Raw genomic sequence first — 22,710 nt, 5'->3', positions numbered from 1 at the left:
TCCTCCTCTTGATTAAACGAGATGTAAAAATGATTGTCCTGGTGTGATTTGTTTTTCTTCTGTTTCTATGATATCGCTAAACTCACCTGAATTGGTAATAATCACTGGTGTTGTGACGGACAGGCCGGAAGCTTGGATGGCTTCAATATCAAACTCCGCAAGCAATTCGCCCTCAGTGATGGTTTGCCCCTGTACGACCTTCGGGGTAAAATGCTGACCGCCTAATTGTACGGTATCAAGTCCAATGTGAATGAGCACTTCTGCTCCGCTTTCAGAAGTAAGACCGTACGCATGACCTGTTGGGAACACCGTTGTCACGACTCCTGATACTGGTGCAAACAGCTTGCCTTCTGATGGAATGATGGCTGCGCCCTTTCCTAGTGCACCAGATGAGAATGCCTTATCCTGTACTTCCTCCAGCTTGATTACCTCACCCTTTAAAGGACTTTTCACATGAGCTGCTTTGACCCCATGTTCGTTTTCCATTGTTGGTTCAGCAACCGGTGCTGGGGTTTCATCTTCATCTACTGGATCCTTAAATCCAATCAAATAAGTCAAGACGATGGATAGAACAAATGAGACCGAGATTCCGATGATGAACCCTGTAAACCCTTGTCCGTAGAAAATCGGAAGTGTCAGTAAACTTGGAAGCCCTGACGCAATCGCAATACTTTGTGAATAACCAATGATCGCACCGCCGACTCCAGCAGAGATAACGGCTGCAATAAATGGTTTTTTCAAACGAAGCGTGACCCCGTATACAGCTGGCTCTGTGATCCCAAACACGGCAGAAACCGCTGTCGATCCAGCCAATGATTTCAGCTTTTTATTCTTTGTTTTCAGCATAACACCGATGGAAGCACCGGCTTGTGAAAATACAGCTGGCGCAGTCGCCGGCTTGATATGATCTTTTCCATGGACGGCAATATTATTTAAAATCACTGGCACTAGACCCCAGTGGATACCGAAGATCACAAGAACCTGCCATGCCATCGCAATTAAAGCACCTGCAAGTGTAGGACTAAAGGAGAATACTTTCAGCAAGACAGCGGCAATGCCGTTCCCTGCATACACACCAAATGGTCCGAATACAATGAGTGTCAACGGAACAACCGTGACAAGTAAAATCAGTGGAGTAATAAAGTTTTTGACACTTTCATGAATGACTTTGTTAAAGAAACGTTCGATATATCCCATGACAAACACTGCCAAAATGATTGGAATAACCGTTGATGTATAAGACATTAAGACGACTGGAATACCGAAAAAGGTCACATCTCCGCCGCCTTTTGACAATTCTTGAATGGTTGGGTAAATGAGTGCACCAGCAATCGTCACAGCCACAAATGGATTCGCTTTAAACTTCCTCGCCGAAGTGAATGCGAGCAGTAATGGCAGGAAGTAGAACAAGCTGTCAGACGCAGCAAATAAAATTTGATACGACGTATCTTCAGGTGATAACCATTTTGCATTGATACAGATACCTAGTAGACCTTTTAAAATACCAGCACCTGCCATGACACCGAGAAGTGGTGTGAAAATACCAGAGACAATGTCAACGAATTTTCCGAAAAGGCTTGTGCTCTCTCCACCTGATTTTGCAGATGAAGAAGTGGAATCCTCTAATAAATTTGTAAACTCCCCAATCTCTCGATAAACCTCTGGTACGGTATTGCCAATGACTACTTGAAATTGGCCGCCGCTTTCCATAACGGTCACAACGCCATTTAATTTTTCAATGGCTGCTTTGTCTGCTTTTGATCGGTCATTTAATGTGAAGCGAAGTCTTGTAGCGCAATGGACCAGTGAATGAACGTTTTTCTCTGTGCCAATGTGTTTGATAATGTCTTCTGCTAATTGACGATAACTCATACAAAAACCCCCTTTTTTTCAAAAAAATACGTTTTTTGGCAAAATAAAAACCTAAACGGGCACCAAAAATAGTCGCAACTTGCTATTGCGCTTTTTCAGTGAACGTTTAGGTTTTGCCTGCCGAACAGTCACAATCCTCTAAGACGATCATTGTGAAACCGTATTCTTTTATGTTTATGAGCAAATAGTACCACTCAGCTTTTCTCATGTCAACGCTTTCTTTTGAAAACTACCTTTATTTTTCTCGTTTGATCAATCGATTCAAATGAATGGATAGATACAGCATCTCCTCTGATGTGAGATCTCGGTGATAGGTTTGATAGACGTATTCTGCGATTTTCTTTGCACATTCGTATGCCTTCGGATATTTTACCTTGATCAGCTGATACAAATCCTGATCTTCGCTGACAAGCATTGTTTCGTTTATCAGACGCTGGACGAAAAAGCGTAAATGTGTGAGAAAACGATAAAAGTTGAGTGAGTCTTCATCAAATTCCATATTGAGATGATATTTCACAATGGTGAGGATGGCGTTTACTTCTTTTGTAATATTGACCGTTGTATTCATGTCCTCATTGAGCTCTGCATTAATGATATGCATGGCAATAAAGCCTGCTTCATCCTCAGGCAGTTCAATATGAAGACGCTCTCTAATCATCTCAAGACAGTCCTTTGCCACAAGAAATTCATCTTTGTATAAGCGTTTAATCTCCCAAATGAGCGAATTCTCAATGAGATGATTTTTCTTCAGTCGTTCGATGGCGTAATGAATATGGTCTGCGAGCGATACATGCAGACTTTCGTTTAATCTTCGGTTCAGCTTTGTATGTGCATATTGAATCATTTCTTCGGTTACCTTGACCACATCATACGGAACCTCCAGAAGCAGCATTTTCATTCGCTCATGAACGGAATGATCCTCCAGGCGGAAAACTTTATCGATTAACGATTCGTCTACCGAATCCCCGGGCCGCCGCTGGAAGGCGATACCTCTTCCCATGACGACGATTTCTTTTCCTTGTTCATCTATCACACTAATGACATTATTGTTTAGAACTTTTTGTATCTGCAACCCCAAACACCTCCGTCTATGAACCACAATCTTCACTCAAAATATGCTCTCATCTTAACACAACTGTCAAATCACTTGGTGTTTTTATCTGACTTTTGCAATAGATTTCACCATAATTCTACCCCGTCATAGCTGGTCTGATCCTTCAATTGCCTGCATACAATACTCCAAGGAGGTGACCTTCAGTGAAGGCTTTTTTCTGGTCTGCATCATTTTTATTCGTGCTTCTATTCACACTCGTCTTTCTAGGAATCGTGTTTTTGCTTAGTGGACAAGGTATGAATCTGCTTTGGAAGTATGTGCTCATCTCATTTGTCACAGCAGCCGTTTTGCGCGGTGTCACCACTTGGCTGAGGCAGCACGTGATGCATCATTTATCAAAATAAAACGGCTGCCCATAATATTCAGGCAGCCGTTCCTTTATTCTTTGGATGATGCGGCTTCTTGCGAAGAAGTACGCAGCTCATCATTGATTTTTTTCGCATCCTCTAGAAATTCTGTTTCAAATCCACTTTTGAGTGCCCACATATAAAATAGCAGAGCAACCACTGTAATAAGTGCCATGTCCCAGCCATAATGAATGACGTTATAGCCGCCGAATTTGTCACTGCCCAGGCAGGAAATCGTCATCATCACAAGCAAGTACACGACCATCCAAGCACCCGCCTTGAAGTTGCGGCCGAAGCCTTTCCATTTCGCTTTTGCTTGATAGTAAAAATATATCGGAAGACCGATGAGAATAATGAACAGCACCTGACCTGTTAACGGCCATCTCGCCCAATACAGCGTCAATGACGCAAAGACAAAGCCGAGAGGAGCAATGATGCTGAGTCCTTTTATTCGCAGCGGACGATATAAATCTGTCCCTGTCTTTCTCAGTGTCATGACAGTTACTGGGCCTGTCAGATAAGAAATAAGTGTCGCAACAGAAATGATTTCCGCAAGTACACCCCAGCCTCTAAATAAAAACAGAAAGATAAACGATACGGCTAAGTTAAAAAACATCGCTGGACGAGGCACGCCATAAATAGGGTGCAGACGACCAAGTACACTTGGCATGTATTTGTTTTTTTCCATTCCATAAATCATACGGGATGTCGTCGCCGTATACGTAATCCCTGTACCAGAAGGTGATACAAACGCATCTGCATATAAAATCAGAACCAGCCAGTTAATCCCAAGCGCAATGGCAAGGTCGGCAAATGGCGAATTAAAATTCAAATGACCCCATCCATTCACAATCATGGACGGATCGACAGCACCGATAAAGGCGATTTGTAAAAGCACATAAATCACAGTCGCAATCAAAATAGATCCAACAATAGCAATCGGAATGGATCTGCCTGGATTTTTCGCCTCACCCGCCATATTAATCGGGCTTTGGAAGCCATTGAAGGCAAACACAATTCCTGATGTCGCAACAGCTGTCAGCACACTCGCCCAGCCGTTAGGAGCAATACTTGTTCCAGAAGTAAAATTCTCACTATGAAAACCTACGAATAAGAGCGCACCAATTGTTAATCCTGGAATGACAATTTTAAACACGGTAATGAATGTATTCGCTTTTGAAAATAACCCAACGGTCCAATAATTGAGCAGAAAGTAAATCACAAGAAGCACACTGGCGACCATGAGCCCTTCTGTCGTCAACACCCCTTTTGTGACCAAATGGGTTGTCCACTTTGCCCATTCCCAAGGCCATGAGCTCATATACTGGACAGAAGCCACCGCCTCAACCGGAATGACGGAGACAATGGCGATCCAGTTTGCCCAAGCGGCAATAAACCCGATAAAAGAGCCGTGTGAATATTGCGTATATTTCACCATTCCGCCTGCCTCTGGAAACATCGATCCGAGTTCACTATAAGACAAAGCGATAAATAAAATTACGACCATCCCAATCAACCAGGATAAAATAGCAGCAGGGCCGGCAATTTGAGCGGCACGCCAAGCACCGAATAGCCAACCTGAACCAATGATTGAGCCAAGACCTACCATCATTAAAGCGAAAGTCCCCATTCTACGATGCAATTGATTCATGTTCATAACACCTTTCGATTAAATTACAAAGCATGTGCCTAAGTAAGCACCTTTCTTTCATTGCAGCTCACTTTTCATTCAATTAACAAATATTTCTTCAACTAAATCTTTACCCTTGTTCATTTTTTCGCCTGTTTTATTATCTCTCAATTCTCCATTTTCTGAAATAGTCGAACATGCTTATTTCTTAAGAAAGCGCTTTTTCAATGATGCAATCTATTAGACTGAATAACTACCTTTACCCTTATTTTGAAAAAAACAAAACAAAAAAGAAAGAGGAAATGAATCCCTCTTCCTTCTGAGCCCTATCATGAATAGAAAAAAAGGATAAAGGGGGGTTCCCTCTATCCTTGTGAGATCGCTTGTTCTTGTTCAATCACAGCTAGTCTTTCTTGCACTTCTTCTTCAGACAGGTTGTGCTGTTTCACATAAAGGTTACGTTCACTCGTACGACATTCATGGCTGCAGCTGCGCATATATTTATGCTCGCTTTCTTCTGTTGCAATCATTTTGCGGTTACATGCAGGGTTTGCACAGTTCACATAACGCTCGCAAGGCTCACCAGTGAAGAAATCTTTTCCGACAACCACATGCTCTGTTTGATTCACGGGCACTGTTAAGCGAGTATCAAACACGTAGCATTGACCATCCCAAAGCTTCCCTTGAACTTCTGGGTCTTTTCCGTACGTGACAATTCCGCCGTCAAGCTGAGAGACATCTTCAAAGCCTTCACGCTTTAACCAGCCTGAGAATTTTTCACAGCGTACGCCGCCTGTGCAATACGTCAGGATTTTTTTCCCTTCAAGAATCTCTTTATTGTCACGAATCCACTCCGGTAATTCGCGGAATGTCTCAATATCAGGACGAACTGCCCCTCTAAAGTGGCCGACATCAAACTCGTAATCATTACGTGCATCTATCACAACGGTATCAGGTGATTGCATTTGCTCGTAAAACTCAACCGGGCTAAGATGTTTACCTGTTAATTCTAACGGGTTCACATCATCTTCAAGGCTCAGATTCACTAGTTCATTTCGATGGCGGACGTGCATTTTTTTAAACGCATGACCGTCTGCTTCGTCAATTTTGATCGGCATAGACGCAAAGCGCGGATCTTCCTTTAATGCTTGCATGTACTTGTCCGTTTGCTCAATGGTACCAGAAACCGTTCCGTTTATGCCTTCTGCTGAGATAAGGATACGACCTAACAAACCAAGCTCCTTACAGAATGCTAGATGCTCTGCTGTAAACGTCTCTGGGTCCTCAATGGGGACATATTGATAGTAAAGTAAGACACGATATTGTTTTTCCATATATATAAACACCTCTTAAATTTAATGAGAACATACCGTTCTTTATCATACAGGAAATACATACCTAAAGGCAATGACAGCGGCTCAATTCCATAAAACGGAAGGGTCTTTCTTCTCATATTTGACAGAACTTTCAGTAAAATGAGATGATTTATGAAATATGATGTTGTAAAGGAGCAGAACGTAATGATCCAGCCAGAAGATATCGTCAGAAGCGGTCCAAACCAATTTATTTCTCAAAAAGGCATTTATCATGAACTCGATTCACTTGTTTCTCCATCCTTCCAGTCGCCCGCTGTCGTGACGGGATATGATTCATTTCATGCTTTTTCACAGTACACAAAGCTTCCGCCATATTGGCCTGTTGTTCAGCACAAAGGATACAGTTCACCCAATGCCATCACTCGAATCGCGGAAGAACTGCAAGAGGCAGATGTGATAATCGGGATCGGAGGCGGCACGATTTTAGACACCGCCAAGTCAGTAGCAGAGGCTCTTCAAATTGAAGTCATCATGGTTCCAACTATCCCGGGGACATGTGCTGCATCTACACCTCTTAGCGTCATTTATGATGACAAGGGGAATTTCATGAGAGTCGATTACCATAAGCGGTCCAGCTACCTCACCCTCATTGATCATACATTTTTGCTCTCGTCTCCTCTTTCCTACCTTCAAAGTGGGATTGGAGATACGCTGGCCAAATGGTATGAAGCGGAAGCCATTATTCGAAATGCAAAGGATTCCTTGCCGCTCATGGTGCATGCAGCACTAAAACAGGCGGTATACGTGAGGGATATTCTTGTTTCCCATAGCGAAGAAGCTGTCAACAGCTTGCAAACGGGTCAGCTTTCGCAAGCATTTGCAGATGTAACGGATACCATTATTACATTAGCTGGCACGGTCGGCGGCTACGGAGGACGCTACGGAAGAATGGCAGGAGCCCACGCCATCCATAACGGATTGACGTTTATTGAGGAAACGCACCATATGTTACATGGTCAAAAAGTGGCCTATGGCATTCTTGTTCAGCTTGCCGCAGAAAATCGAATGAGCGAAGTAGAAGAATTACTTGAGCTTTATGAAACACTCGGATTACCTAGAAATATGCGTGAGCTTGGCATCACAGCTCAGCTGGAAGAAGCCGCAGAAACAGTGGCAAGCCATGCTGCACGTATAGACGAAACCTTTTGCTTGATTGGAGACTATTCCAAAGAGCAAATTGTCGACGCCATTCAAGTCATTGAAAACGTATCAGCCTCATAAAATCGTTCAATAAGAAAAGCACAGGCATCCCACCTGTGCTTTCCTTTCGATTAAAAATCAAAGTTATCTGGATCTGGACCTGTGCGCTCATCTTCATTAAGCTGATCGATGACGCCCATCTCATGTGCGGACAGTTCGAAATCGAAGACTTGTGTGTTTTCGATGATTCGACTCTTCGTCACAGATTTTGGAATGGTGATAATACCATGCTGCAAGTCCCAGCGAAGAATGACTTGAGCCACAGATTTGTCATGTTTTTTCGCAATATCCTGAAGAACAGGATGGTTCAGCAGCTTCCCGCTGCCTAATGGTGACCACGCTTCTACATGAATCCCTTTCTCCTTGCAGTAGTCTCGTAAAGGCTCCTGCGTCAGCTTTGGATGCAGCTCGATTTGATTAACCATTGGCACAACTTCTGCTTCTTCTAATAGATCATCTAAATGGTGCTGATGGAAGTTACACACACCGATGGCTCGAACACGTCCATCCTTATACAGCTTCTCTAGTGCTTTCCAAGTTTCTTTATATTTACCTTCAACCGGCCAATGAATTAAATAAAGGTCTAATACATCTAGCCCAAGCTTGTTCATACTTGTTTCAAAGGCTTCAAGTGTTGCTTCATAGCCTTGATCACGATTCCACACCTTTGTCGTAATAAACAGATCATCGCGAGAGATGCCTGATTGCTGAATGGCTTTGCCTACCCCTTCTTCATTTTGATAGGCAGCTGCTGTATCAATGCTGCGGTAGCCCGCTTCAAGAGCGTCTGTGACTGCATTTACAGCCTCATCCCCATCTTTTACCTGCCATACTCCAAAGCCTAGCTTCGGCATTTTTACTCCGTTTGCTAATGTGACTGTATCTGTTAATCCACTCATCAAACAAACCTCCGCTTCATTTTTGCTTACCAAGGACTATACCCAAATTTTTGATTGATCATGCATGAATTTCCGCTGGTGTTATTTGATATATTGTCCTATATCGACTTGATTGGCGTCAACGATTTGGTATTCGCTTGTTTGATCTTTCTTTTTAGAAAAATCATATGTCTCTAAATATGCCTGATCATAGAATGTCAGACCGTATGTTTCCTTCTTATTCTCATACACCCTGATCCAATAAGACTCTTTTGTGGCTTTTGTGGCTTCATTGGTTTTCTTTAATGTCACATCTGAAAGTTCCTTCAACAGCTTTTGAATGTTTTCTTTTTTCTTCAAAACAGCACGTTCATTATCATGCTCAATTTGTATGGATGTCACTTTGTTTCGATCAATCGAGACCACATCATCAAAAGAGTATGTTTTGGCATTGTTCATAAAATAAATACCCATTCCGATTAAAATAACGACAACTACACCAATGATCCACTTTTTCAACCTAACTCCTCCTTCTATTCACGCCACGCCTATTGAAACACCGAAGTCCAATCATCCTCCTCAGAGAACACTTGAATCCCGTGCTGTTTTAGCAAGGCGGACGTCACACCATCTCCAGCTTTTGTCTTGCCGTTAAACTCTCCCTGATAAATCATCCGGCTCCCGCAAGAAGGGCTGTACTCTTTTAGCACAACCGCTGTTGCTTTCAGAGACTGAACCTGCTCTAGCGTGGCTTTTGTACCTTTTACATACATCTCTGTGACGTCAGTTCCATGAGCATCGACAACAGCAGCCTGCCCCCGTAAAACATCATGTCCATCTCCGCCAATGATTTCTGCGGGAGGTCTAGGCGTAGAGAAGCCGCCAAGCAGTTCAGGACAAACTGTCACAGCCTTTCCTTCCTGCACAAGCTCTTCGATTCGCTGATCTAATCGATGGCTACCATTATACCGGACCTTCAACCCAGCAAGACAAGCGCTGACCACTATCACGTCTGTTCCTCATTTTTATGGATTGAACGTTTTTTACTGACTTTAAAATAAATACATACAGGCAGATAGAAGATCGTATACCCTAAAAAGGGCAGAGCACAATATAAAGCAGCAGCCCAAATCGACCCTTCAACTCCTTTGATACCAAAAAAGTAAACAAATAATAGCAAGCTGACAAACAATCCCACGAACGGCATGATGGTTGCGGACTTTTTAAAATTTTCCATCATTTCTTTCCCCAAAGAAGCTCCCTCCCTTTTAACATGATCACGAATAACGTCAATATATGTTAATTTTACCATATAAAAAACCGAAATCATCTCATTTTCTACGATGGTTTCGGTTTTTTTAATCTATATTTTTTCTTTCCATGCCTTCAAAAAGCGCTCAATCACTTGTAATTCATCTTCATGAAACTGCTGGAGAAATTCTAAGTAGGACGCGACAGCTTTCTCATGTAATTCATCATGCAGTGCCGCCAATTGCGTGCCTTTCTCTGTCAATGAATAGTAGACAGATTTTTTATCCCCTTGCCGGTGGCAATAGCCCACCATGCCTTTATCAATTAGTTTTTTCACAGCCTTTGTAATAGCGGGCTTTGATAGTTTCAGTTGTTGAGAAAGAAATGTATTATTTGATTCGTTTGGATTGGCTTGAATCATCGATAAAATGTGAAGCTGTGTGAGTGTCCAATCTTGCTTGAGTGTATCAGTCGTGGTAATCAGTGGATCTGTTGGATCATTCCTTCTCTTTTCTCTATGAATAATCAGATCTTGAATCGCTTTTAATACAATCTGCTCTTTAGTCTCCATCTGAACCTCCACTCTTAACTGGTTAATAAAATGGTACTAATAATTAAGATAGGAGTCAAAAGAAATGTCAGTGTGATAAAAATAATAGGCCATCAGACCTGAAAATGGCATATGTACTTTTCTACTAGATGATCTATGATGTCACAGCTCCTCTTTCTTTTATTTGCTATAATTCATAGGGGATGACATCCAATTTTTGATGAAAAAGGTGAGCTAATGAAAACCGAACAACACATCGCCATTCGCCAATTAGAAGAAAAGATCCACCTGTTTTCTTCAGCTGTGAACGGAACCTTCCTCGCAACGGACGATTTCGTACTATCCAATACTCACATATCGACAGACACATTCAATTTGCTATTACCGACATCAGCGCAAATTAAAGATCCGCAAAAAGTGAAAGCAACCATCGAATACTTGCAGTCACAGAAACTATTATTTAGCACATGGGTGGATCACCGCTTGCTTCATCCTGATTGGACTGATTTACTAAAGAAATATCAGCTTGAAGAGGTTGAACGCAATACCATCATGATGCTTGAACAGACAGAAGGCATTGACCCAGCTACATCTTCACCACTTACAATCAAAGAAGTACTTGATGACCAGACACTGCTTGATTACAAAAATATCTTTATCGAGCTATTCAAAGAGTCACCGGAGGCTATCGCCTTAGAGAACTATTTCCAGCGTTTTTCGCTTGAAGCTATACAATCACGCGCTCGCATGTTCGTCGGATATGCAGACCACAAACCGGTCACAACAGGCTTATTACTCGAAGCAACCGATAGCTACGGTATTTATGATGTCATCACAAAGGCAGATCACCGCGGAAAGGGACTTGGCAGTGACATGTTTCATTATCTTCTAACCCAGACAGACAACAAACAGAAGCGCGTCCTGTTACAAGCATCGGCGGACGGCAAAAATATTTACCAACGTGCCGGCTTTCAACCAATCGGCGAAATGGTTGTTTTTGAATAGAGTAAAATAGAACATAAAAAAAGCTGCCTATCATGAGGCAGCTATTCAGCACGATGCTGACGATCCATATAAAGTGGTGGTCTCTTCAACGAAATCACCGCACAGCTAAAGGCAATCAGTACAAACACTGCACCGAACTTCGCCAGATCAACAGATGAACCGGTCATCGTAAATAGGACACCGCCAACCGCTGATCCAATTGAGATACCGATTTGCAAAGCCGATGTATTTAAGCTTTGCTGAATATCAGACGTCACAGGATCTGTTTGAATCAAATAGCTCTGCAAGGCAGGCGTTAATGCCCAGCTAAGAGCTCCCCATAGGACAACCATGATCATAAAGAGGACAAACACACCCGCTGTATAAGGAATGATAAACAACACAACCGCAAACGCAATTGTCACCAGCAAAATGGCTTTCCCTGAACCCAGCTTGTCACTAAGCCAACCGCCTAACCCATTCCCGCCAATAGATGCAAGCCCGAAGACCAAATAACAAATACTAATCCAGAACGGGGTCATATGCAGAACTTCCATTAGAAACGGAGTGAAATAAGAATAAAGCATATAATGACCTGCAAGCATAAACAAACTGATCAAGTGTGCACTAAAAATTTTCGGATGCCCTAAAGCACGAATTTGCTCTCTAAGAGGTGTCACTTTTTCAACAGGCATTTTCTCTAATAGGAAATAAATTAGCACCATCGATATCGCTGATAAAATACTGATTCCTAAAAACATCACTCTCCAGCCAAAGCTCTCTGTAATAAAAATACCGATCGGTACACCGAGAACAAGTGAAGAACTAATCCCAATAAAAATCAGACCTAATGCCTTCGCACGATGCGCTGGCTCCACCAACTTAGCAGTGATCGTCAATGATAACACCACCACTAGCGCTGTACTCATTGCGATCAATACCCTAGAGATCATGACAAGGGCAAAGGTCGAACTAAAATATGTGAATACATTCCCTATTGTAAACACCAATAACGCGATTAAATAAAGACGCTTTCGTTCAATTTTAGCTGTGGCAGTCAGCAGCACAGGTGCTGAAATGGCATACACAATGGCAAATACGGTGATAAGCTGCCCAGCTGTCGCAAGCGATACATTCAAATCCTCTGCAAGGCTTGGCAAAATGCCTCCGACCACAAGCTCAACTAATCCAACCGCAAAAGTAGAAACGGCTAATAAATATACTCTCCAGTTCATGTCTAACATCCCTTCTCTATATCATCGCTTTCACTTTTGATACAGGGTGAAGACAAACAAAAAAACCCTGATTACAAAAAAGGAAAGCACGCTTTTGTAATCAGGATTTATCGGATCCTGGTAGAAACCCTCAAACCATATTATTGAGGTTATACAAGTCTATTTTTTCTTCAAATATAGTAGCATATGCTTACATAACTGGCAAGCTATAAAAATAGGAAATGACTGCAAATTCACGATCAAACAAAACACTCAGAACAGCATGAAAAGAAACCCCAGTACAACTTGCTTTCTCCTGCATTTACAGGTAAACTGATGAAAAATCAACGAACATTGATCAACGTAGATCTGGAATAGTAGCTTGAATTGACCTTTAACAGAGAGGGAACGGTGCTGAGAAGTTCCTACTGACATCTTCAAGTGAACCTGCCGATTTAGTTCTGTTTCATACAGCGGTTCATACCGTTATCATGATCGAGTGTAAAGCTGTGCTTTAAATTAGGGTGGTACCACCAGGAATGGTCCCTAACTTAAAGCACAGCTTTTTTGTTTTTTAAAAGGAGGAATATGCAATGTCAAAGAAACAATTTGTTGAAAAAATCACAAGCATGGAAGACGATTTTGCCCAGTGGTATACAGATGTTGTCACAAAGGCACGCCTCGTCGATTATTCAAGCGTCAGAGGCAGTATGATCATTCAGCCATACGGCTTTAAAATCTGGGAGAATATTCGCGACGAACTTGACCGCCAAATCAAAGAAACAGGGCATGAGAATGTGTATATGCCGCTCTTTATCCCAGAAAGTCTGCTGCAGCAGGAAAAAGACCATATCGAAGGCTTCGCTCCTGAAGTGGCGTGGGTCACACATGGCGGTGAATCCGAATTACAGGAAAGGCTCTGCGTCAGACCAACCTCTGAAGTACTGTTCGCTGAGCATTACAAAAATATCATTCATTCCTACCGTGATTTACCGAAGCTTTATAACCAATGGGCGAATGTCGTCCGCTGGGAAAAGACCACACGTCCATTTCTTAGAACGCTTGAATTCCTATGGCAGGAAGGACACACATGTCATGAGACTGAGCAAGAAGCGATTGAGGAGACAGAAAGAATGCTTCACATCTACGCTTCTCTTTGCGAAGAGCTCCTTGCCATTCCTGTCATTAAAGGGAGAAAAACAGAGAAGGAAAAATTCGCTGGTGCCCGCTTCACCTATACAGTTGAAAGCCTGATGCATGATGGAAAAGCGCTGCAAACAGCCACTTCTCACTTCTTCGGCAACGGCTTTGCCAAAGCATTTGGCATTGAATTCTTAAACCGCGAAGGAAAGCTAGAGCATGTCCAGCAAACCTCTTGGGGCTTCACCACAAGAATCATCGGTGCCATGATCATGGTGCACGGCGATGACAGAGGACTCGTCCTTCCGCCAAACATTGCGCCAACCCAAGTGCGGATCGTGCCAATCGCCTCTCATAAAGAAGGTGTACTCGATCATGCCTACGAGTTGAAAGAACGACTCACCCGCATCGCACGTGCTGACATTGATGCAAGCGATAAACAGCCAGGCTGGAAATTCAACGAATGTGAAATGCAGGGCATTCCTCTACGTGTCGAAGTGGGACCAAAGGACATCGAAAAAGGACAGGTGATGCTCGCAAGACGAGACACTGGTGAAAAGCAAGCTGTCACATTAGATGCACTTGAACAAACCATCACATCCACGCTTGAAGATATTCAACGGACGATGTACGAAAAGGCGAAAGAACGATTACATGAAAAAACATCCCACGCCCACACAATCGCAGACATCGAGCAAATCCTTGCGGAAGAAAACAGATTGATCAAAGCAATGTGGTGCGGTGAAGAAGCCTGTGAGAACGACATTAAAGAAAGAACAGGGGCGACCTCACGCTGTATCCCATTTGAACAGGAATCTGTCTCTGATACATGTGTCTGCTGCGGAAAGCCAGCATCTGATATGGTTTTCTGGGCAAAAGCTTATTGAGAATAGAAACGAAAGAGAAGCATCCCTCACGATGCTCAGGCTGTCGAGAAAATCTCGACAGCTTTATTTTTTCCCTTAAAGTTTCCATTCCCCCGTTTTATAATAGAGAAAAGCATACTAAAGGAAGGTGTTTTTTCTCATGTTCCACACTAGAAATTCTTCTCAGCACGAAGCCGAATTTGTATTGCTAGATCAACTGGTCGAAGAGGATCACCTGCTTCGTAAAATTGATCAGTACATTGATTTTTCATTTATCGTAGATAAAGTAAAACCGTATTATAGCGAGAATAAAGGTCGTCCTTCTCTTTATCCACTTATTTTGTTCAAAATGATGTTTATCGGATACCTGTACGGTATCCGTTCTGAAAGACAACTTGAAAAAGAAATTTACTATAACATGGCGTATAGATGGTTTTTAGGTTTAAACATCAATGACCCCGTTCCACATCACTCGACCATTAGTTGGAATCGTCGTACTCGATTTAAAGATACAACGATTTTTCAAGATATTTTTGACGAGATTGTGCTTCAAGCCATCAATCACGATATGGTTGGAGGGCGCGTCCTTTTTACTGATTCAACCCATCTTAAAGCGAATGCAAATAAACATAAATATACAAGAAAAACGATCGAACAAGATACTCAGAACTATATGAAAGAATTAGATGTTGAATCACTCATTTTCCTCTTAAAGTAGGCTTGATTTTGCGGTATACCGAAAATTTACATATAGAGCGCATATGTTCGATTTTAGAATAGTTAGACATGTTAAAATATTGTATATAAATGGTTTTATAGGAATTTGAAGGGGGAATATATATGGGTGCTTCTATCACTTATGACGAAGTGGCGATCAAACTGAATGAATGGTATTCAACCATCAAAAAAGATCAAATAACTGATGCAGAATTTTTAAAAGCAGATGTTCAACGACTCTTTGACAGTATGGAAGAAAATCAAACCGTATTATTATATTTTAGTCTGCTGGATTTTCGACATGACTTAATGCTAAGTTACCTCAAACCTAAGTTATCTAGCCGAGAATTAGATGAATATATGGTTCAGATCAATGAGCAGAAACATAAGATTGATCAATCACTTCATGAAGACAAAGATCAAATTGAAAAGATGTTAGATTTTTATTTTTGGTTTTTTAAAGGAATGCACGAATTTAGGAAAAAGCAATTTGACGAGGCGATCAGTTCTTATAAATCTGCTGAAAAAGTTCTCCTGGATATTGAAGACCCTACTGAAAAGGCTGAATTTTACTACAAATTATCAGAAGTGTACTACCACATAGATCAGTATCAAATTTCTGTCATGTATGCACATAAAGCATTGAGTCTATTTACAGAGCAACCATTAATGCAAGAAAAAATAGCCTGGTGTTATTCAGTCATCGCTGGAAATTATCTGTCTAAACTACAATACGCTGATGCACTTACTTACTTTGAAAAATCCCATTCTTTTGCACAGCAGACGAAAAACGAATACCTTATATCCTCTACGATCTTTAACTTAGGCAAGTGTTATTTCCACTTAGAAAAATATACAGATGCCCTGTCCCACTTTGATACTTCTTGTGAACTTTTTGAAAAGAATGAAACATCACATGTTCCAAAAGCCTATTTTAACAAGCTATACACCCTCTTGAAATTAGGACAGGTTGTTCCAGCAGCCGAAACATATGAGAAAGGAGTCTCGGCAGCCCAACAACTGAATGACAAAATTTATGAAGAAGAAATGAAATTTTTATATTGCCTTTATTTTCAATCTAAGACACCAAATGCGATCACAGAGTTAAAACGTTGTCTTGACAATATACAAAGCAAAAATCTTTACGAAGATGTGTACCAACTAGCTTTTGAAGCTGCGCGATACTATAATAAAAGTAGGCAGTTGGAAATTGCTGTCGTTTTTTATGAAAGAGCACTTGAAGCAAAGTCGTTAATTCAAGGAGGGGAATTGTTAAATGTTGAAGAGTAGAATTTTTGTTCCCATCATGCTTGTAACTGTAGCATTAGCGTTACCAATTTTTCATTCTGCTGCTGTCTCACATGAAGTGGCTGACAAAGTGATTACATCGAGTGTAGGGAAAGAAGCTGGAAATACATTATAAGATCAAAGAAACGGTTCTGTGACATCCATTGTCATAGAACCGTTTTTTTAACTAACTGCTTTTGTAAACAACTTAAATCAGTGGTACGATATTGAAAAACATATAATTATTCATTAGGGTTCTTCTTTCAAGGGGGCAAGACAAATGTCTTTCTGGCTACTGCAACCATCCTTACAGTTATTATACTAGGTGTTTCTTTAATCTTTTAAAAAAAGAAGTCATCTTTCCAGTATGGATTTCCATCAGTTTTAATGCTGGTAAGTATCATCTTATTGCTCATAAGCTTTTTTGTGGGAGGATGGGAAGGTTTAGGGTTAGGAGCGATCAGCGTTTCTTTGTTAGTTTCATCAGTTATCACTTTAATTATTACAAGCATTTTGAGTTATTTTAGTGGTATGAAACAAAAATAAAGCTTATGTTTGTGGACATAAGCTTGTTGATTATGCTTTTTTATAGCGAATATACATGTCTCGAATAATTTTTGTAATTACAGAGGTGCACATGCATAAAAAAGTCACCACCCCTACCCAATACATATTTGACATGTCAAACCCAGTATAGGCAAATATAAAAATGGTTGAAGTTATAAATGTGATAGTTAAAACCACATAAACCTTCTTAAAGATTACATAGCCAATAATCCCCCAAGCTAAATACAATAATGGCAATGTGAATAACACAAGCCTCATGGGTTCAAGATAATGTAAGTTAATTTACTCCACACTCCTCGTCAGTTATTTTACAACTTCCAAGCTTGTCATTTCCCAATCCCTATCAGATTTTAGGGATATCTCTTTAGAGTCTTTGCTTTCAATATTATATTCAATAATTCTGCCAATAACTCCATCCTTATCTCTATCAAACATTCTTACCAATGCATAAATCTTGCCGTCTAAAATCTTGACCTCTTCTAAACGTTCGTCATCTGATTTAAAATTAAGTGGAATTTTTTCAGACGATATCTCTTTGAAGTCTCTGTTAAACATTTTAACTTCTCCTTCATGGGATATTATCGTGATTTTATCTTTATCTACATGAGTCTTGTAGATAGTGAATCCCTTATCCATTACAATTTCTCTTTTCGTATCGAGAGTTTTTTTGTCAAGTATGATTAGAATAGAGTTTTTCTTACTATCAACATCGTCATTCAGAGCAATCATTAATTCTTTATCGTTTAAATTATTTAATGATTCATTGTTTTCAGGATAGAAAACAGAGTCAACGTCTAGTGTCTTTCTTTTATCCTTATGACTTTTTGGGTCTATAGAGGATAATATGATATTTTCATCATTGTTCAAAATGGCATATATTTTTTTATTGTCAAATATAGCTGTCCTCAATTCTCCGTTGAATTTGAGTTGCTCTTTACTTTCACTGTCTTCTTCCCAATAAACTAACTCTCCTGCTAATCCATCTTCTACATAGCCAACGTTTACATCATGTAAAACATAGCCATTCGAATAGTTAATAAAAAATGCTCCCTCGTCTTCTGTAGATTTTGAAAGTGATTTTGTTTGTAGATGTTTTACCTTTCCATTATTCTTATCTATCGATACATGATAATTAGACCTATTAGATGAGAAGTACATATTATTATCACTCTGAGTAGACGAAGTGAATCCCACGCAGTCTTTTAATGACACGCTTGATAGCTTACTCCCTGTATCGTTATAGTTTACTATCTCGCATCCCCTATCCATCATCTTTGAATGAATTACAGCAAATTTACTATCTTTCATATTGCTCAATTCTCCCTTAGAAGGGTCTCCCACAACCTCTTCTTTCTTTGAACATGCTGTACATATTAATGCTATGGCACAAGCTGATAAAAGCAACTTAAAGTATTTCATTCAATCATCTCCTTTTAATTTTAAACAAGCAAAGCAATCGGGGAGAATCCCCGACTGCTTATTAACTTACTTTTTATGATGAAAGACCTTCGTGTTGTTAGAGTTAACTAATTCCATCGGCGACACGACTGAATCTTTTTTATTATGGTCAATATCATGACCTTGATTTTTCCAAGCTCTCCAAGCTAATTGAGAGCAATAGAACTTTTTTGTAGTTTTCTTGTCAAAGAAGTTCAAATTGTATGGCTTCTTCTCTTTAGCTTGTTTCTCGGCATATTTAGCCGCATTAATATATTTCGTGTTATTAGACTTCTTCACCCAAAGCCCATAAACCTTCTTTCTAGCAGCCCATGTATTATTGTATTTTCTGACTCCATGCTGTTTAATTGGACTCCAAAGCTTATGCCAAGATTCTACTGTCTGTTTTTTTTCTTGAGAGACAATTGCGGCATGTCCCAAGCCAATTGCAGAACTGCCTGAATTTAAGTCATAACTAACCAACACATCTCCCTTAGTTCCTAATGCCTTGGACTTTGCATTAACATTCATCTTATCTTTCTCTTCATTGTACTTAGGTAGATACTCATCGATCACTCCATCTTTAATGTATTGATCGATATCTTTCTGCGACTCTTCGAATATAGCTTCTGCTTTTGCTTCCGTAGATACAGAGTCATACTCCTTTTTGCTCATCTCATAAAGCTCATTAATCTGTTCAGAGGTCATTCCCTCTGCTTTCATTTCTTCTATTTCTTGCTTGGCTCTTTCATTGTTCATAGAAGGGTATACCTCTTTCGCTTGCGCATTTCCCTCCAATCCAAACCCAGTGAATAATACAGATGCTGACAACAAGGATGTGACAATAACGTTTCGTTTTTTCATATTATTACCTCCAATTCCTTTTTTAGCGTGGTCCACATTTACCATAATAATGGTTAATATGGATCATGTAAACATTACTAGAATTTTAAGGATATTTTAATATCTGATCAATTGACATGTTAAATTTGAGTGGATTTTTACATTAAAAAAGAGACTACTCGTAATAGTCTCCCTTTGAACATAAAGGACGCTTTTTCTTGTCTTGATACCGAAATGTATGAGAAATTAAACATATATCCATTAATCACTGTGATTTCATTGACGATTACATAATTTGAAAAGTAAGAGGTGAATAATTATAACTTTACAAAAAATAACTTTTCTTAAAGATAAAGTGACGTCCTATAATGAATATCCTTTTTGTGTTCCGGTAATAAAAAATTTAGATGAAATCAAAATCACAAACAATGTAACATTTTTTGTTGGTGAAAACGGATCAGGAAAGTCAACTTTACTAGAGTCTATTGCAGATAGTTGTGGTTTTAATATAAATGGTGGTGGCAGAAATAATTTGTATACTAATAATATAGATGAGACTACACTAGGTTCCTATTTGCGTTTATCTTGGCAACCTAAATTAACAAACGGTTTCTTTTTAAGAGCTGAATCTTTCTATAACTTCGCTGCATATTTAGATACTTTAAATCAAGAAAGCGGTGAAGATGTTTATGCTCCTTACGGAGGTACACCACTGCATAAGCAGTCTCATGGAGAATCCTTTTTATCTTTGTTTAATAATCGTTTTAACGGAAAAAGTGCTCTTTATTTACTTGATGAACCAGAATCTCCACTTTCTCCAGCAAGGCAGTTAGGATTATTGAAGATTATTCATGACCTTTCTACAAAGAGTAACTCTCAATTTATAATAGCTACCCACTCTCCAATTTTGTTAGGATATCCGGAAGCAACCATTTTAAATTTTGATGGAAAGAAAATAGAGGAAATACGCTATGAAATGACTGAGCATTATCAAATTACCAAATATTTTTTAGAAAACCGTACAGCTATGTTAGACCATTTGTTAAATGAAGATTGAATTTTTCAATTATTGCTTTAATTATTACCAGCCTTTTAAGAAATAAACCCCATTCTTAAAATGAGAATGGGGTTTATTTCTATTATACTCGCACTGATGTTGCAGGCTGTTCATCCCTTTTATCTACTCGATCCAGCATCTTGATGACTCGCTTGTAATAGCGCCCCGTTTCCTCTAGCTCTTCCCTTGAAACGTCAATTACTAGGACAGGTTTCTTTTTGTCTTGAGATTCAACCAAGACAATGTCACCTTGTTGTATCTGTCCTCTTAGTCTTTTGGGAATATGCCACTTGAAAGGCCTTGGTTTAACCTTCAATTCACCGTTCCTTCTCCAACAATGGAACGCTGTAATTGTATTTTTTTCATTGGTCATGTACACACACTCCCTCTGCGCTTTTACACTAAGGATAATAGAAATTCACACGCGAAACAAACAAGAATTACGCAAGTAGTTATAAATTTCAATTAATGTTACTATGTTGCAAATGTTAGTCGACATTAAATGATTGCCCAATTGAGCTTTAGGAGGGATTTGTTATTTGTGGGCATTGAGATTCTCATTGTGATCTGTATTTCAAGTTCCACGATCGAAAAGAGATTACAAAACATTGAGAAACAAAACGACATCATCATAGAACTTTTAAAAGCAAATGAGCAATAGAAAATATTCAAAATAAAAAAGCAGGCTAGCTCTCCCTGCTTCTTTTTCGTTCCTCATTTGCTTTAATTAACATTAAAGCGGATACCCCTAGAATGAGTAGTCCTATTTCATACAGATTGATTACTACCTCTACAAACAAATGATTCACCTCATTTCTTTTTCTTTGTGTTACCTATTGTTGCAAAGTCATATTCTACATACGCTTTGGCTTGATTCAAAGTTTCATAACCCTAATCAACAACAAACAATACGGCCGTTCCATCTTCGTATTCACTTAGTTGATGAGATACCCAAGATCCCGCACCTCGATTATCTGCTGGAGATATGTATTCTATATCGGCTCCTGCGCCGCCTTCTTCACACATTGCCATAGGGAACTCGTCTCGGTCATATCCTCTTTTTGTTGGTATGTTTTTCAGTGATTCTTCTCTATTTTCATCGGCACCTTCTCTATCAATCGTGCAGACATCTGAAGCTCCCTTCTTTATAGCATTTTTTATGTGTCGTGCTGTTTCTGGATACTTATCAGCCGGAAACTTCAATTTCACATCATACTGAGCATCCTTCACGGTGCTTCTTTTTTGTTAAAAAGACCCAAACACCCATTGACCTCACCAGCACGATCCCCTATAATTCATATTAATATAGTCGGTTTTTAAGACTTTAACTGGAGTGGTGATATATGAAGCGCTGGCCCTCACTGTTTGCCGAACGCTGCCCTAAATGTAAAACAGCATTAGAAGTCTCTAAGTCCAATGCCCTGCAAGGCAAAGTCGTAAAAACATGCCCCAACCTTCATTATCAAAAAGAGTTTCACCCAGCCCTTGAAACATATATCGAGCACGATGACGTCAAATAAAAAAGACCAACACGTTTGCTGGTCCTTTCTTTATAATAAATCCAGCCAAATTTTGACCGCTGTCGCTGTAATCATCACAGCAAGTGCCCATTGCAAGTAGACGGCATTGATTTTCTGACCGACCTTAGCACCAATCGGAGCGGCTATTAAACTTGCCAGCATCAGCACAACCGCAGGAAGAAGCATGACTTGACCCGTCAATATCTTTCCAGTCGATGCGCCAATCGCAGATAGAAACGTAATCGCTAGTGAAGACGCAATCGTCATCCGGACAGGAATTTTTAAAATAGACAGCATCACCGGTACCAATATAAATGCTCCACCCGCGCCTAGCACCCCGGAAACACTGCCAATCACAAAGGCAATACCTGCCGCAAGACCTTTATGAAAAGTGACTTCTCCCTCTGCATCTGCACGCTGTCCCTTTTTTGGAATCAGCATGAGGATCACAGCCACTACCGCGAGCAATCCATAGACGAGATTCATCCCATTCTCTGGCATAAAGTGAGATACATAACTGCCTAATAAGCTGCCCGCCAATATACTGCTCCCCATATATAAAATCAACGACCGATGTAAATACCCGCTTTTTCGGTAGGCCAATACCCCACCGAGCGTCGAAAAAAGCACTTGAATAGCGCCAATTCCTGATACCACGTGAGCCGATAGTGCCATCACACCGACCAGTGGCGGGATATAAAGCAGCATAGGATAGTTGATCACAGATCCCCCGATCCCCACCATCCCTGATAAGAAGGAACCAATACATCCGATGATAAAAAGTGTAATCAAAAACGCAAAATCCACGCTGGTCTCCTCCTTTGCAAAAGGAAAAGGGGATCTTCAGCAGATACCCCTAA

24 protein-coding genes, 2 pseudogenes and 1 riboswitch are annotated in these 22,710 nt (G+C 40.3%); of the genes and pseudogenes, 10 read left to right on the top strand and 16 right to left on the bottom strand.

The genetic code is table 11. The annotated features are described in order from the left end of the window. Positions 1–12: 12 nt before the first annotated feature. Both MHH54_RS01420 and MHH54_RS01415 read right to left on the bottom strand, forming a co-directional pair. Entirely contained in the window at positions 13–1,872 is a 1,860-nt protein-coding gene (locus tag MHH54_RS01420; RefSeq protein WP_106032894.1) for a beta-glucoside-specific PTS transporter subunit IIABC, read from the bottom strand. Positions 1,873–2,107: 235 nt separating this feature from the next. Beyond that, a complete protein-coding gene (locus MHH54_RS01415) occupies positions 2,108–2,944 on the bottom strand; it encodes a PRD domain-containing protein (RefSeq protein WP_106029677.1) in 837 nt (278 codons plus the stop codon). Between the two features lie 185 nt (positions 2,945–3,129). Here MHH54_RS01415 and MHH54_RS01410 point away from each other — a divergent pair, with 185 nt between their 5' ends. Further along, on the top strand, positions 3,130–3,330 hold the full coding sequence (locus MHH54_RS01410; protein ID WP_050943366.1) for a hypothetical protein: 201 nt from the start codon (positions 3,130–3,132) through the stop codon (positions 3,328–3,330). Positions 3,331–3,364: 34 nt separating this feature from the next. Here MHH54_RS01410 and MHH54_RS01405 read toward each other — a convergent pair whose 3' ends face one another. Beyond that, on the bottom strand, positions 3,365–4,984 hold the full coding sequence (locus MHH54_RS01405; RefSeq protein ID WP_342500586.1) for an APC family permease: 1,620 nt from the start codon (positions 4,982–4,984) through the stop codon (positions 3,365–3,367). A gap of 344 nt (positions 4,985–5,328) precedes the next feature. Further along, on the bottom strand, positions 5,329–6,297 hold the full coding sequence (locus tag MHH54_RS01400) for a rhodanese-related sulfurtransferase (protein WP_003217237.1): 969 nt from the start codon (positions 6,295–6,297) through the stop codon (positions 5,329–5,331). A gap of 189 nt (positions 6,298–6,486) precedes the next feature. On the opposite strand from MHH54_RS01400, the gene MHH54_RS01395 reads away from it, so the two are divergent. Then, the gene (locus MHH54_RS01395) at positions 6,487–7,560 is read left to right on the top strand and encodes an iron-containing alcohol dehydrogenase family protein (RefSeq protein ID WP_342500905.1); all 1,074 of its coding nucleotides are present in this window, start codon (positions 6,487–6,489) and stop codon (positions 7,558–7,560) included. A 50-nt stretch (positions 7,561–7,610) separates the two neighbouring features. On the opposite strand, the gene MHH54_RS01390 is transcribed toward MHH54_RS01395, so the two are convergent. From MHH54_RS01390 to MHH54_RS01370, 5 genes are all read right to left on the bottom strand, one after another. After that, on the bottom strand, positions 7,611–8,438 hold the full coding sequence (locus MHH54_RS01390; protein WP_113386663.1) for an aldo/keto reductase: 828 nt from the start codon (positions 8,436–8,438) through the stop codon (positions 7,611–7,613). Positions 8,439–8,519: 81 nt separating this feature from the next. Beyond that, positions 8,520–8,936: a DUF5301 domain-containing protein gene (locus MHH54_RS01385; protein WP_113386662.1), complete on the bottom strand. Its 417-nt coding sequence runs from the start codon at positions 8,934–8,936 to the stop codon at positions 8,520–8,522. A gap of 29 nt (positions 8,937–8,965) precedes the next feature. Continuing rightward, a complete protein-coding gene (locus MHH54_RS01380; protein ID WP_342500585.1) occupies positions 8,966–9,427 on the bottom strand; it encodes a DUF523 domain-containing protein in 462 nt (153 codons plus the stop codon). Further along, complete coding sequence (locus MHH54_RS01375) at positions 9,424–9,669, bottom strand: hypothetical protein (RefSeq protein ID WP_106032890.1); 246 nt, start codon at positions 9,667–9,669, stop codon at positions 9,424–9,426. The genes MHH54_RS01380 and MHH54_RS01375 overlap by 4 nt, the downstream gene beginning before the upstream one ends. 111 nt (positions 9,670–9,780) lie before the next feature. Then, the gene (locus MHH54_RS01370) at positions 9,781–10,239 is read right to left on the bottom strand and encodes a MarR family transcriptional regulator (protein ID WP_050943378.1); all 459 of its coding nucleotides are present in this window, start codon (positions 10,237–10,239) and stop codon (positions 9,781–9,783) included. Between the two features lie 216 nt (positions 10,240–10,455). Here MHH54_RS01370 and MHH54_RS01365 point away from each other — a divergent pair, with 216 nt between their 5' ends. Beyond that, complete coding sequence (locus MHH54_RS01365) at positions 10,456–11,223, top strand: GNAT family N-acetyltransferase (RefSeq protein ID WP_034620726.1); 768 nt, start codon at positions 10,456–10,458, stop codon at positions 11,221–11,223. 41 nt (positions 11,224–11,264) lie between these two features. On the opposite strand, the gene MHH54_RS01360 is transcribed toward MHH54_RS01365, so the two are convergent. Then, complete coding sequence (locus MHH54_RS01360; protein ID WP_003217034.1) at positions 11,265–12,437, bottom strand: MFS transporter; 1,173 nt, start codon at positions 12,435–12,437, stop codon at positions 11,265–11,267. A 77-nt stretch (positions 12,438–12,514) separates the two neighbouring features. Further along, positions 12,515–12,614, bottom strand: a riboswitch (purine riboswitch). Between the two features lie 395 nt (positions 12,615–13,009). On the opposite strand from MHH54_RS01360, the gene proS reads away from it, so the two are divergent. From proS to MHH54_RS01335, 5 genes and pseudogenes are all read left to right on the top strand, one after another. After that, positions 13,010–14,443, top strand: a complete 1,434-nt coding sequence (gene proS / locus MHH54_RS01355) for a proline--tRNA ligase (RefSeq protein WP_003217275.1) — start codon at positions 13,010–13,012, stop codon at positions 14,441–14,443. Positions 14,444–14,582: 139 nt separating this feature from the next. Beyond that, positions 14,583–15,110 (top strand): annotated as a pseudogene (locus MHH54_RS01350) (transposase); the annotation flags it as partial. Positions 15,111–15,262: 152 nt separating this feature from the next. Further along, positions 15,263–16,429, top strand: a complete 1,167-nt coding sequence (locus MHH54_RS01345) for a Rap family tetratricopeptide repeat protein (RefSeq protein ID WP_003217146.1) — start codon at positions 15,263–15,265, stop codon at positions 16,427–16,429. After that, positions 16,416–16,562, top strand: a complete 147-nt coding sequence (locus tag MHH54_RS01340) for a hypothetical protein (RefSeq protein ID WP_003216938.1) — start codon at positions 16,416–16,418, stop codon at positions 16,560–16,562. The genes MHH54_RS01345 and MHH54_RS01340 overlap by 14 nt, the downstream gene beginning before the upstream one ends. Before the next feature lie 251 nt (positions 16,563–16,813). Further along, positions 16,814–16,972: a YesK family protein gene (locus MHH54_RS01335; RefSeq protein ID WP_080550340.1), complete on the top strand. Its 159-nt coding sequence runs from the start codon at positions 16,814–16,816 to the stop codon at positions 16,970–16,972. A gap of 30 nt (positions 16,973–17,002) precedes the next feature. On the opposite strand, the gene MHH54_RS01330 is transcribed toward MHH54_RS01335, so the two are convergent. From MHH54_RS01330 to MHH54_RS01320, 3 genes are all read right to left on the bottom strand, one after another. Beyond that, positions 17,003–17,251: a DUF2651 family protein gene (locus MHH54_RS01330; RefSeq protein ID WP_144472471.1), complete on the bottom strand. Its 249-nt coding sequence runs from the start codon at positions 17,249–17,251 to the stop codon at positions 17,003–17,005. 45 nt (positions 17,252–17,296) lie between these two features. Then, positions 17,297–18,412 (bottom strand): hypothetical protein, encoded by a 1,116-nt coding sequence (locus MHH54_RS01325; protein ID WP_003217125.1) that lies wholly within the window; start codon positions 18,410–18,412, stop codon positions 17,297–17,299. Between the two features lie 66 nt (positions 18,413–18,478). Continuing rightward, positions 18,479–19,294: a hypothetical protein gene (locus MHH54_RS01320; RefSeq protein ID WP_003217246.1), complete on the bottom strand. Its 816-nt coding sequence runs from the start codon at positions 19,292–19,294 to the stop codon at positions 18,479–18,481. 298 nt (positions 19,295–19,592) lie between these two features. Here MHH54_RS01320 and MHH54_RS01315 point away from each other — a divergent pair, with 298 nt between their 5' ends. Continuing rightward, the gene (locus MHH54_RS01315; RefSeq protein WP_034620729.1) at positions 19,593–20,330 is read left to right on the top strand and encodes an AAA family ATPase; all 738 of its coding nucleotides are present in this window, start codon (positions 19,593–19,595) and stop codon (positions 20,328–20,330) included. An 82-nt stretch (positions 20,331–20,412) separates the two neighbouring features. Here the strand turns inward: MHH54_RS01315 and MHH54_RS01310 are convergent, their stop codons facing one another. Both MHH54_RS01310 and MHH54_RS01305 read right to left on the bottom strand, forming a co-directional pair. After that, positions 20,413–20,703 carry a DUF5839 family protein gene (locus MHH54_RS01310; protein WP_034620732.1) on the bottom strand — a complete coding sequence of 97 codons (291 nt, stop codon included), beginning with the start codon at positions 20,701–20,703 and terminating at the stop codon, positions 20,413–20,415. Between the two features lie 518 nt (positions 20,704–21,221). Continuing rightward, a pseudogene (locus tag MHH54_RS01305) lies at positions 21,222–21,524 on the bottom strand (NucA/NucB deoxyribonuclease domain-containing protein); the annotation flags it as partial. A 149-nt stretch (positions 21,525–21,673) separates the two neighbouring features. Here MHH54_RS01305 and MHH54_RS01300 point away from each other — a divergent pair. Further along, the gene (locus MHH54_RS01300) at positions 21,674–21,850 is read left to right on the top strand and encodes a hypothetical protein (RefSeq protein ID WP_003216908.1); all 177 of its coding nucleotides are present in this window, start codon (positions 21,674–21,676) and stop codon (positions 21,848–21,850) included. A 30-nt stretch (positions 21,851–21,880) separates the two neighbouring features. Here MHH54_RS01300 and MHH54_RS01295 read toward each other — a convergent pair whose 3' ends face one another. Beyond that, a complete protein-coding gene (locus tag MHH54_RS01295; RefSeq protein ID WP_342500584.1) occupies positions 21,881–22,657 on the bottom strand; it encodes a sulfite exporter TauE/SafE family protein in 777 nt (258 codons plus the stop codon). Positions 22,658–22,710: the final 53 nt, after the last annotated feature.

The organism is Bacillus sp. FSL K6-4563, from assembly GCF_038630405.1.
GTDB classification, from domain to species: domain Bacteria; phylum Bacillota; class Bacilli; order Bacillales; family Bacillaceae; genus Bacillus; species Bacillus pumilus.
Note: the sequence above shows the minus strand (reverse complement) of the source record. Positions and strands in the feature narration are given on the sequence as shown.

Coding starts and splice junctions, on each gene's coding strand:
- MHH54_RS01420 (WP_106032894.1), bottom strand. CDS start 1,872: ATGAGTTATCGTCAATTAGCAGAAGACATTATCAAACACATTGGCACA.
- MHH54_RS01405 (WP_342500586.1), bottom strand. CDS start 4,984: ATGAATCAATTGCATCGTAGAATGGGGACTTTCGCTTTAATGATGGTA.
- MHH54_RS01400 (WP_003217237.1), bottom strand. CDS start 6,297: ATGGAAAAACAATATCGTGTCTTACTTTACTATCAATATGTCCCCATT.
- MHH54_RS01390 (WP_113386663.1), bottom strand. CDS start 8,438: ATGAGTGGATTAACAGATACAGTCACATTAGCAAACGGAGTAAAAATG.
- MHH54_RS01370 (WP_050943378.1), bottom strand. CDS start 10,239: ATGGAGACTAAAGAGCAGATTGTATTAAAAGCGATTCAAGATCTGATT.
- MHH54_RS01365 (WP_034620726.1), top strand. CDS start 10,456: ATGAAAACCGAACAACACATCGCCATTCGCCAATTAGAAGAAAAGATC.
- MHH54_RS01360 (WP_003217034.1), bottom strand. CDS start 12,437: ATGAACTGGAGAGTATATTTATTAGCCGTTTCTACTTTTGCGGTTGGA.
- proS (WP_003217275.1), top strand. CDS start 13,010: ATGTCAAAGAAACAATTTGTTGAAAAAATCACAAGCATGGAAGACGAT.
- MHH54_RS01345 (WP_003217146.1), top strand. CDS start 15,263: ATGGGTGCTTCTATCACTTATGACGAAGTGGCGATCAAACTGAATGAA.
- MHH54_RS01340 (WP_003216938.1), top strand. CDS start 16,416: ATGTTGAAGAGTAGAATTTTTGTTCCCATCATGCTTGTAACTGTAGCA.
- MHH54_RS01335 (WP_080550340.1), top strand. CDS start 16,814: ATGCTGGTAAGTATCATCTTATTGCTCATAAGCTTTTTTGTGGGAGGA.
- MHH54_RS01330 (WP_144472471.1), bottom strand. CDS start 17,251: ATGAGGCTTGTGTTATTCACATTGCCATTATTGTATTTAGCTTGGGGG.
- MHH54_RS01325 (WP_003217125.1), bottom strand. CDS start 18,412: ATGAAATACTTTAAGTTGCTTTTATCAGCTTGTGCCATAGCATTAATA.
- MHH54_RS01320 (WP_003217246.1), bottom strand. CDS start 19,294: ATGAAAAAACGAAACGTTATTGTCACATCCTTGTTGTCAGCATCTGTA.
- MHH54_RS01310 (WP_034620732.1), bottom strand. CDS start 20,703: ATGACCAATGAAAAAAATACAATTACAGCGTTCCATTGTTGGAGAAGG.
- MHH54_RS01300 (WP_003216908.1), top strand. CDS start 21,674: ATGAAGCGCTGGCCCTCACTGTTTGCCGAACGCTGCCCTAAATGTAAA.